Genomic DNA, 10340 nt, shown 5'->3' with positions numbered 1-10340 from the left:
GCCGACCGGATGGGGTGAGACCTTCGGTCTCCTGTCTTAATGTAGGGGCGAGGTCTACTCGCCCCCATCGGATGTACCGGTATGGAGTAAAGGGCGGGTAGACCCCGCCCCTACGTCGTTTCTGTTCGTTCAGGGTTGCGGGCTGCGGTCGCTCAGAACCACCGCATCAGCAATTGCACGGTGTGCTGGCTGGTCTTGAGGCTCAGGTTGTATTCGTAGCCGTAGATCAGCGCGCCTTCTTTTCCTTCAAAGCCCGCGCCGCCGGTGAGGTAGTAGTCCTCGGTGGGGGCGTCGCGGCGGTAACCCATGCGGATGCGCAGCTCGTCGTAGGGCTCGATCTCTCCGGCGATGCCGAATCCCAGGGACTTGTCGTCCTTCGATGAGTAGTCGAACTTGAACGCGCCGGCGAAGCGCAGGAAGTCGAGCGGGACGAGCGCGCCCGAGAGCTCGAACTCGCGCGGGAGCGGGCGGATGTAGCTCACGCCGTCGGCCAGCAGCACCCTGTCCGAGCCGATGAGGTTGCGGCCCACCACGCCGATGCGGAGGCCCCACAGATCATCGAAGGGGACGATGCCGCCCACCGTGATTTCGAAGTCGTGGTGCGCGGCGGTGGTCACCGGTTTGTCGGTACGCAGCCACTGGAAGGACATGCCGAAGTCGAAACCCTCGATGCTGGTGTCCGCCAGCGCGAGCACGGTGTAGGAAAAGGCCGGGGGCTCGTCGAAGTTGTTGCCGATAAAGCCGAAGGCGTTGTCGCTCACTACCGAGTAGCTCACGCCGGCCGCCATCTCGGAGGTTTTCGAGTCGACGAAGCTCACCGTGTACTGGTTGTAGCGGTTCGATGCGTCTTCGTTGTTCTGGTAGAGCACGTCGACGCCGTAGTAGGGGACCTGTCCGATGCCCGCGGGATTGACGCGGATGGCGCTGGGATCGTCGGCCAGCGCCGAGAACGCCCGTGCCAGTCCCGAGCCGCGGGCGCTCGACTGGGTATCGAAGGACGGCCCGCGAAGCTGCGCCTGCGCGGCCGAGGGAAGGCACAACAGCGCCAGCAGCAGGGCTGCGCACAAGGCCGACAACTTGAGGGAAAATTTCATCGCGCGCCCGGAGGCTCCATCGAAGCGGCGCGCCCACACCATGACAGAGAACAGAAGTCTATCGGGTGCGGGGGGCGGGAGCAAGCGGGGGACTTGTCTGGATATCCATCTGAAAACCGACACTTCTCAACGTGCACGTTGAGGAAAAACAGGATTTGTCGGGTCATGGGCTTTGGTAAATGCCGGCCAAGCGCCGTGGTCACTCTGAAAACCCGCTACTCCACCCATTCAATCCGTTCAAAAAACTTCTTCATCGCCGGAATGCCGTGGCTCATCTTCTCGCGGCCCCAGCTCACGGCCGCGTCCATCTTGCGGGGGGGCGGCACGAGATTCACCGGCGAGAGGGTCGGGTTGAACTTTACGATGTGGTGGGCGTAGGGGCTGTTCAGAGCCACCTGCATCTGCACGATGCGGGTGATTCCCTGCAGCCACACATGGCCGCTGCTCCACTGGGGGTGGAAGCAATCGAATCCAAGATAGTAGGCGTTGCGCGTGCCGATCTTGCCGGCCTGCACCTGCCGCCACGCGGTGCGTGCGGGCACATTGTTGGCCACGCCGCCGTCGACGAGGCAGGCGAGCTCCTCGCGGGCAAAGAGCGCGTCGAGGATGCCCTCCATGTGCGGGTCATTGCGGGCCACGTCGTAGTGGAGAATCCCCGGAATGGCGGCCGAGAACCCGGCGGCATCGACGGCGTCGAAAGCGCTCGTCATCTCGTCGCCGCCCACCACGATTTCCTTGACCAGCATGGGGTTGAAGAAGGCCACCATGCGCACGAGCTGCTCGCCGATCAGGCGGGTCATTTTCAGGCGACCGGGGCGCCGCGTGAGGATGAGGTGATGCTCGCGCGCGTATTCGTCGGGCGTGTTGGGCATGGCGCCCTTGGTCACGCCGGCAACCACGGCTTCGTAGGGGATCTCCAGGTCGGGAAGGCGCAGCAGGCTGCCGTCCTCGCGGCGGAAGCGCTCGTCGATCGCCGCGTGCAGGAACAGGCGCATGAGCCCGGGGAGCCCGTAGCGCGTGCGCGTGCTCACCACGCGGAAGACGTTCTCGGGGCGGATGCCCTTGGCCAGCCGGATGTCGGCCTCGTAGTCGCCGATGCGCTTCCTGGCGCGAAAGAGTCCGATCACCGAGCCGATGGAAGCGCCGATGATGTAGCCGGGGATAAAGCCCGCGGCCTCGAGCACTTCCCACGCGCCGATGTAGACATAGCCCGCGCCGCCGCCGCCACCGGCCACGCTCACGAGCGTCTTCTTGCCCACCTCGGCATCGAGCTCGCGCTCGGTAAAATCATTGGCGTGATGCTGCAGCACGCTCTCGCGCGCTTCCTTGAGAAGCGGCATCAGGCGCGGCAGCGCGCGGGCCGCCTCGCGCACGCGGCGCTCCGGCAGAAGTCCCGGTCGCAGCGTTTCGCCGAGCATCTGCATGACCTGCCCGCGGAAATGAAGGAGCGGTTCCTCGATCACCTCGACATCGCCGCGACCGGTGCGTCCGCCCTTTTCGGCGGCGCCGGGCTCGAAGCTCGTCAGCCGGGCGAAGTTGAGCGCGTAGCGAAGCTGGTGCTCCGCCCTGGGCGGCAGCGCGTGGGGGTGGTGACAGATGGAACGGATCAGGTGCGTCTCCATGTGCTGGAGGCGCAGCAGTTCCTGGTCGAGTTTTCGTGCAGTTTCTTCGGTGAGAATGGCCGTGTTCCTCCGCCGCGCGCCGGGCGAGGCAAGTCCCCGTCGGCCGCAGACGCAGCCTGGGGTGATTCATCCTAACCCGGTGACGCGCCGGGTCAAGTTCGGGCAAACGGCGTTTTAGGGGCTCGTTGCGCCCGCCCGGCCCGGCGCGGTACGCTTGGGGTACCCAAGGAAGTGAGGCGGGCTCCCATGGCAAAGAATATCTCCGGCAGGTTTGTAAAGAATCTTTCGAGCTGGCGGCGGATGGCGGCTGTGGCCTGGTCGCCGCCCGATGATCCGACCATCTACGGGACCATCGACCTGGACATGAGCAAGGCGCTCAAGTTCCTTGCCAAAGAGTCCAAGCGCACGGGCGAGCACCTCACGGTCACGCACCTTGTCACCAAGGCCATCGCCGATACCCTGGCCCGGCACCCCGAGTGCAACTGCATCATCCGCCGCGGCCGCGTTTTTCAGCGCGACGCCGTCGACATCTCCGTGCTGGTGGCAGTCGCGCCCGAGCACGACGGCCACGATCAGGAAGCCGATCTTTCCGAGGCGCTCATTCGCAACGCCGATAAGAAATCGATGGTCGATATCGCCAGAGAAACCCGCGAGGGCGCGCGCAAGGTGCGAAAGCACGAGGACCCGCTCCTTGAGCGCACCAAGCAGCTCTTCGAGAACCTCCCGCCCTTTGTGCTGGGTCCGCTGCTGCGCGGCGTGGCGCGGCTGCAATACGACTTCAACCTCGATCTCTCGGCGCTCGGCATTCCCAACGATCCCTTCGGCAGCGCCATTGTGACCAGCGTCGGATCGCTGGGCATTACCGAGGCCTTCCCGCCGCTGCTCACGTTTACCCGCGTGCCGGCGCTTCTGGCCGTCGGCGCGGTCGAGGACAAGCCCGGGGTGCGCGGCAAGGAAGTTGTCATCGTCCCCACCATGCGCATCGCCGCGACATTCGATCACCGCGTGATCGACGGATTCCAGGGCGGCCGGCTGGGCAAGACCTTTAAAGACATCATGCAGGACCCGGCGAAGTTTCTGGGATAGGGGGGGGAGATCGTTTACGTGGACGTTTGTCGTGGACGTCCACGTCCACGGGATTGATGTGGCCGCCCCATTTCCCCGTGACATTTTCCCGCGCTATGACCCCTCCCCACCACCGGCCTTTTGCGCCGGGGTAGAGAGTCACCCATGCCCGAGTTCACCGGCTTCGGTTTCGGTCTGCTGACCGCCCTGTTCTGGGGGCTGACCGACTTCACCGCAAAACGCAGCGTCGAGGACGTCGACCCGCTCGCCGTGACGGTGGGGATGCAGCTCGTGGGCGCGGTCTTCCTGGGGCTCATCGGCCTCATTGTCTGGCTCGTCGCGCCCGGCGCGCTCGAGTTCTGGATGCAGCCCGCGGGCGAGCCCTTCGGCTACTGGTGGCTGATGAGCATGCTGGTGGGCGTCTCCGCCATCTCGGGCGTGATGTTCGCCTTCCGTTCCTTCTCGCGCGCGCCGCTCTCGGTGGCCAGCCCCATCGTCAACACCAAGGGAATGTTCGCCGCCATCCTGGCGATCCTCTTTCTGGGGGACGTGCCCGGCGTGCTCATGGCCCTGGGCGCGCTCTTCTGCGTGAGCGGCGCGGTGATGATCGGCTACGAAAACAAGGAAGAGGCCGCCCGCGACGGGACTCATTTTCTCCAGCCCGGCGTGGGCAGCGCGCTCATGGGCGCGGCCGGCTACGGCGCGGCCATGGCGTTTACCCAGCCCGTCGTGCACCATGGCGGCTACGGCATGGGACTCTTCGGGCTGCGCCTGGGGGCGAGCCTGCTGCTCATCCCCGTCGCCGTCTGGCAGCTCGGCTGGCGAAACATCCTCCCGCCGCGCCACGCCTGGGGCAAGGTCGCCGCCGTGGGTCTCCTCGACGCCGGCGGCCACGTCTGCGTCCTGCTGGGCTACGGCCTTGGAAGCTCGGTGATGGTCTCGAGCCTCACCTCCATCGCGCCCGCGATCACCCTCATCCTCGCCTTCGTCGTACTCAAGGAACACCTCAGCCGCAGGCAGTGGTTTGCGCTGGGCCTGGTTGGTGCGGGGATCGGGTTTTTGTCGGTTTAGGGAAATCGCCCCCGATTGACCCCACCCCCTTCCCGGGGTCTAATGAGCGCACGAATCAGACAGGCACCAGCGCCCTGTGGGCGCGTGGGAGGGTTAGATGAATCTCAACGAAATCATTCAGGGACTTCTCAAGGAAATGCGCTCGATGAGCGGCTCGGAGAACGTGGTGGGCAAGCCCATCAGCGTGGGCGACGCGACCATCGTGCCGGTGTGCAAGATCGGCATCGGCTTCGGCACGGGCGCCACCGAGGGCGGGGCCCGGGGTTCGCGCTCTGAGGGCAACTTCGAGGGCGGCGGCGCCGGCGGCGGTATCGGCGTCGAACCGCTCGCCTTTCTTGTCGTGGACAAGGCGGGCCACGCGCAGCTCCTCTCGCTCAAGGGGACCAAGGAAAGCATGATCGGCCGCGCGCTCGACCTCGTTCCCGAAGTGGTCGACAAGTTCCTGGGCGAGGGTCCCGGCGAGGGACAGCGCCCGGTAGGCACTTCGGCAGAGAAGAAGACTCCCAAGAAACCTTCGTAACCAGACCCGTGTCATTCTGAGGGGCGCAGCGCGCCCCGAAGAATCGCGTCCCGGTCGGCTCCACGCGATTCTTCGCTGCGCTCAGAATGACACCGGTTATTTTCGCTCGTAGAGAAGAACCGCGATGAGTCTCTGGGAAATCCTGCTTGGATGCGCGCTGGGCCTGGCGCTGGCAGCTCTGTGGCTGGCGGTGCTGGCGCCGGCGCGTTTTCGCGCGAGCTTTGAGGCCGGGCGCGGCGTTGCGCTCACCGGCAGCGCGCAGCTTGCATGGGGGCCGCTCGGCTTCGGCGTCGCCAGCGTGCCGGGCAGGCTCGATCGCGCGCGCTACAGTCTCTATTTGTTTGGCCGCCGCGTCTACTCGCGCGAGTCGAGTGTGGGAGAGCGCGCGCGAGCGCGCGGCAAGGATTTTTCGGCTACCGACGCCATGGAGTCGATGCTCGAGGGATACCGCGGCTATGACGAGCGCGTGGGCGTTGGCGAAACCCTGCGTTTCTTCGTGCGCGAGCGCCGCCGCGTCGTGATCGACGAGCTGGCCGGGCGGGTGCGCTACGGCTTCGAGGATTTTGAAAAAACCGGCGAACTCTCGGGCTATCTGTGGGCGCTGCGCGGGATGCTGGGCCCGGCATTCAACATCCACCACGAACCCGACTGGTCGGGAAGGCCGGTGCTGGCGGGCGCGGCGCGCGTTGCGCTGCGCCTCTACCCGGCGCTGCTGGCCATCGACGTGATGCTCTTCGCCTTCGCGCGCGCAAGGCCCGACCGGCGCGAAGTGGGCGCAACCAGGGCGGAGGCCGCCCGTGCGTGAGATCGTTGAGGAAACCGCGCAGAAGATCGGGAGCGCCGCGCGGGAGTGGACGCGCGAGCACACCGGCGGGGGATTTGTGCGCGCGTTTGAACTGGGCGATGCGCGGGAGCTGGGCGCCGACGTGGCCGTCGCGCTCACGCGGCGTACCGAGTTTCATTCCATGGCCGGTACAAGAGACGGCGGCGCCGGGGGCGCCGGCGCCATGGCCAGCGCCGCGCCCGTGGGCGTGTTCATTCTGAGCGGTGAGGGGCCGCTTCGCTTCGAGCCGGTCGAGGAGCGCGCCGATCTCTCGAAAATCGCCGCGCAGATGCCAGGGCTCGAAGAGGCCCTCGACGCGCGTCTCAAGGCCGCCGGGCGCAGCCTGCCCGAGGCGGCCCGCCGGAGCATCGCCATGCTTCGCGCGCACGCCCTGCGGTTGACCGGGGAGGGCGCGGAGCGGTAAAGAGAGCCCGCGCATCGCACTCGATGCCCCCGAAGGCAAAAACCATGAGGCACATCTTCATCACGATGCTGGCGCTGGCACTGGCGCTCACCCCGCAGCTCGGCCGCGCCGATGATTTCTCCGACGAGATCCCCGAAGGCGCGGGCGGCAAGTGGCTGGTGGGCTTTCGCGCCGGCGCGGAGTTTCACGTGGGCCGCGTGGGCGACAACTACTACCAGCTCAAAGCCTCGCTGCCGACGCCGGATCTCGAGATGCTCTTCGAGGGGCCCGACATCATGGGCTACGCCGAGTACACGCTGAGCGACCATTTCCGTGCGGGCTTCGAAGCGGGCGCCCAGGTGGCGGTCATCGGCGAGGCCGCCAACGAGGAGCACTTCACCACCATCGTGTGGGGGCCCTATCTGCGCGCGGTGGCCTTTCCCGGAAAGATCACGCCCTACGCCCTTGTCTCGGCGCAGCTCTACCACGGCTTTGCAGGTGGCGCGATGAAGCCGCTTGCCGTGCCCGCGGCCTTTACCTACTCGCTGGGCGGCGGACTCGAAGTGCCGCTCTCGCGCGACGTGGGGCTGGGATTCGAGGGTCGCTTCCGCCACTTCGCCCAGGAGGGCAGCGATCCCAAGGTCATCGAGGCCCAGATGATGGTGCAGTTCTGGCTGGAATAGCCTTGCATCCATTTCCGCCCCCGCCGCATCACTAAGCAGAGCGGGCGGCGCCAAAGACTGACACTTTCGTCAATATTTTCAGCCGCTTAGCTGAACGGCGCTCAGGCAAAGAAGCGTCAGCCCCCTTGCGGGGCGCGCGCCGATTGCGCAAACTCCCTCACGCAAGGGAGCGCCGCTCACCGCGGAATTTTCGCGGGCGGCGCACACAGCAGAGTCAGGAGCACAGATTCATGAGCGAGCATACCGAAGAAGTGAACGTCGTCGTCGTCGGCGGCGGTCCGGCCGGGGTCTCCGTTGCCGTGGAGGCCCAACTGGCGGGCATCGACAAGGTGGTCGTCCTCGAAAAGGGCGAGACCCACAACTACATGATCAGCAAGCTCTACACCGCCGGAAAGCGTGTCGATACCGTGTGGAAGGGAATCGACGTTCCCGCCGAAGGCGTGCTCTACATCACCCCCGGCAACCGCGAGACCTACCTGGAGACGATGGAGCAATACATCTCCAAGTACAACATCGACATCCGGTACAAGCAGGAAGTCTGGCACATCGAGCGCGAAGAGGACGGCTGGTTCACCGTTTCAGTGGGAACCGAGGACCGCATCCGCACCAAGACCGTGGTCATCGCCATCGGCGTGATGGGCCGTCCCAACAAGCCCGAGTACAAAATTCCCTCTGCGGTCAAGGACCGCGTGCACTTCTCCGTTACCGAAGGCGAAGTGAAGGACCAGCGCATCCTGGTGGTGGGCGGCGGCGACACCGCGTCCGAGGCCGTGCAGTATCTCTACCCCGGCAACGAGGTCTATCTCTCGTACCGGCGCGACAACTTCGGCCGCATGAACGAGATCAACGAAAAGATCCTCACCGAGATCGGCCAGAAGGGCGAGGCCACCCTGTGGAATCCCACCAACATCGAGGCCCTCGAAGAAGCCGAGGACGGCAAGGTCAAGGTGATCTTCGCCGACAAGGAACCCAAGGAAGAAGTCTTCGACCATGTGGTCTACTGCCTGGGCGGCAGTTCCCCGGTGGACTTTCTCAAGGCCATCGGCCTGCAGTTCGACTCGCGCTATCCCGAGGTCGACCCCGATACCCACGAGACCAGCATCCCGGGCCTCTACCTGGCCGGCGACCTGGCGCTCGAAGGAAAGGGCTCGATCACCACGGCTTTCAATACCGGCCGCCGCATCGTGGAGAAGGGGCTCTGCAACGACCACTTCGTCTGCGAGATCTCCCCGGCCGGAGAGCTGCGCGGCCAGATCGACGGCGCAAGCCCCATCAGCGAAGGCGCTGGCGAGTAGACCAGATCAGTTCGATCCTGTAGGGGCGGGGTCTACCCGCCCCTTTTTTTGTTGCATACGAAAAAAATAGGGGCCGGTAAACCCCGCCCCTACATTGAATGACAAGAGACCCTATTTCAGAAACGCATCGACCCGCTCGAAGGGGATGTGGTCGGCGATGACCTCGCCGTAGTAGGCATCCTGGATGATGCCTTTCTCATCGATCAGAAAATCACCGGGCACGCGCGTTTTGGCCCCCTCGGGCTTGCCGGGTTTGAAACCCTGGGCCATCGCCTCTTTGAGGCGCCCCACGTTCTTGAGGCTCATGAAGCCGGCGAGGCTCGTCTCCAGCTCATAGAGGCCGTAGAGCTTTTCGTCCGGGTCGGAGAGCAGCGGGAAGGGCGGCTGCTGCTGGCCCACGTATTTGGCGATGGAATCCATGGGGCTCTGGAAGACCGCCGCGACCTTGATCCCCTTTGCGGTGAGATCGTCGTAGCGGGTGATGATGTCGTGGACGCGCAGGTTGCACAGCGGGCAGGCGGCGTAGCGGAAAAACGCCAGCCACAGCTTGCTGCCACGCTGCTCGGAAAGACGGAACTTCTCGCCGTTCCAGATATCGGCCTCGAATTCGGGGGCCTGGATGCCGGTGCTGAGACTCATGGGGGATCTCCTCTGGCTGGCCTGCTGAACGCCAGCTTGGATGCCGTTTTGCCGCGGAGGGATTCGCTGCTGCCACTGGGGCTTGAGTCTATCGTTTTCGTGGACGTTTGTCGTGGACGTGGACGATTCCGGGCTTGCCTTGTGAAATGATCAGCGGGCAGCTTTCCACGTCCACGTCCACGTCCACGTCCACGTCCACGTCCACGTTTCAGCCCCCTCTGTGGCGGAAATTCCGGCTTTCCCGGCGGTTTGGGCCGCGATGGGGCAGGGCGCCGGGCCCCCCTTGGCTTTCGCTCAGAATGGTCTATCTTGCTGCGGCCCTCCCACGGGGAAGGGCTCCCAGCGTCGCGCCACGGCCGCCCCAAGGGCAGAGCCGGGCAACTCAAAGACCGGGAAGGCAGGTGAATTTTCAGTTCATGGCACAGATCGTTGTTGACCAGAACGAACCGTTCGACAAAGCGCTCCGTCGCTTTCGCAAGCTTGTTGACCGCAGCGGCATCAAGCAGGAAGTGCGTCGCCGCGAGTACTACATGAAGCCTTCCGAGCTCAAGCGAATGAAAGAGCAGAAGGCCGAGCGTCGTCGGCTGCGCAAGCTTCGCCGCAGCGCGAGCAAGCGTCCCGTGCGTCGTTAACCCTTAGCAAGAAGGACGGCCCTGCCCGAAAGGGTGGGGCCGATTTTTTCCATGGCAGGATCACTCAACAAAGTCATGCTGATCGGACACTTGGGCAAAGACCCGGAGGTCCGCTACACCGGCTCGGGCATGCCCGTGGCCAACTTCTCCATTGCCACCAATGAGCGCCGCAAGGCCCAGGACGGCAACTGGGAAGACCGCACCGAGTGGCACGACATCGTCGTGTTCGGCAAACTCGCCGACATCTGCGGCCAGTACCTCTCGAAGGGCCGTCAGGTCTACATCGAGGGACGCCTGCAGACGCGCAACTGGACCGACAAGGAAGGCCAGAAGCGTTACCGCACCGAGATCATCGCCAACGAGATGACCATGCTCGGCGGTCCCGGCGGCGGCGGCGGCGGTGGTGCCCCGCGTGGCGGTGGTGGCGGCGGAGGCGGCGCTCCGCGTCAGGACGACGCCCCCAGCTACGACGGCCCGATGGGCGGCAGCGTCG

General features: G+C 65.2%; 12 protein-coding genes. 9 read left to right on the top strand and 3 right to left on the bottom strand.

The features are described from left to right. Positions 1-152: 152 nt before the first annotated feature. Both KDH09_17955 and KDH09_17950 read right to left on the bottom strand, forming a co-directional pair. Positions 153-1094: a hypothetical protein gene (locus KDH09_17955; protein MCB0221588.1), complete on the bottom strand. Its 942-nt coding sequence runs from the start codon at positions 1092-1094 to the stop codon at positions 153-155. 215 nt (positions 1095-1309) lie between these two features. Further along, positions 1310-2716, bottom strand: a complete 1407-nt coding sequence (locus tag KDH09_17950) for a patatin-like phospholipase family protein (protein ID MCB0221587.1) — start codon at positions 2714-2716, stop codon at positions 1310-1312. A 246-nt stretch (positions 2717-2962) separates the two neighbouring features. On the opposite strand from KDH09_17950, the gene KDH09_17945 reads away from it, so the two are divergent. From KDH09_17945 to KDH09_17915, 7 genes are all read left to right on the top strand, one after another. Then, complete coding sequence (locus KDH09_17945; protein ID MCB0221586.1) at positions 2963-3802, top strand: 2-oxo acid dehydrogenase subunit E2; 840 nt, start codon at positions 2963-2965, stop codon at positions 3800-3802. Positions 3803-3946: 144 nt separating this feature from the next. Continuing rightward, a complete protein-coding gene (locus tag KDH09_17940; protein ID MCB0221585.1) occupies positions 3947-4852 on the top strand; it encodes a DMT family transporter in 906 nt (301 codons plus the stop codon). Between the two features lie 97 nt (positions 4853-4949). Continuing rightward, on the top strand, positions 4950-5372 hold the full coding sequence (locus KDH09_17935; GenBank protein ID MCB0221584.1) for a sporulation protein: 423 nt from the start codon (positions 4950-4952) through the stop codon (positions 5370-5372). A gap of 124 nt (positions 5373-5496) precedes the next feature. After that, positions 5497-6177 (top strand): DUF2953 domain-containing protein, encoded by a 681-nt coding sequence (locus KDH09_17930; protein ID MCB0221583.1) that lies wholly within the window; start codon positions 5497-5499, stop codon positions 6175-6177. Next, positions 6170-6619 carry a hypothetical protein gene (locus tag KDH09_17925; protein MCB0221582.1) on the top strand — a complete coding sequence of 150 codons (450 nt, stop codon included), beginning with the start codon at positions 6170-6172 and terminating at the stop codon, positions 6617-6619. Before KDH09_17930 ends, KDH09_17925 begins: the two co-directional genes overlap by 8 nt. Positions 6620-6663: 44 nt before the next feature. Beyond that, complete coding sequence (locus tag KDH09_17920) at positions 6664-7281, top strand: hypothetical protein (GenBank protein MCB0221581.1); 618 nt, start codon at positions 6664-6666, stop codon at positions 7279-7281. A gap of 230 nt (positions 7282-7511) precedes the next feature. Continuing rightward, a complete protein-coding gene (locus KDH09_17915; protein ID MCB0221580.1) occupies positions 7512-8576 on the top strand; it encodes an NAD(P)-binding domain-containing protein in 1065 nt (354 codons plus the stop codon). Between the two features lie 111 nt (positions 8577-8687). Here the strand turns inward: KDH09_17915 and KDH09_17910 are convergent, their stop codons facing one another. Then, positions 8688-9215: an AhpC/TSA family protein gene (locus KDH09_17910; protein ID MCB0221579.1), complete on the bottom strand. Its 528-nt coding sequence runs from the start codon at positions 9213-9215 to the stop codon at positions 8688-8690. A 416-nt stretch (positions 9216-9631) separates the two neighbouring features. On the opposite strand from KDH09_17910, the gene KDH09_17905 reads away from it, so the two are divergent. Then, positions 9632-9847: a 30S ribosomal protein S21 gene (locus KDH09_17905; GenBank protein MCB0221578.1), complete on the top strand. Its 216-nt coding sequence runs from the start codon at positions 9632-9634 to the stop codon at positions 9845-9847. 51 nt (positions 9848-9898) lie between these two features. Beyond that, on the top strand, positions 9899-10340 hold a 442-nt coding region (locus KDH09_17900), incomplete at its 3' end, for a single-stranded DNA-binding protein (protein ID MCB0221577.1).

Source organism: Chrysiogenia bacterium (assembly GCA_020434085.1).
GTDB lineage: Bacteria > JAGRBM01 > JAGRBM01 > JAGRBM01 > JAGRBM01 > JAGRBM01.
The sequence above is the reverse complement of the archived record's forward strand: the minus strand, read 5'-3'. Positions and strand labels throughout refer to the sequence as shown.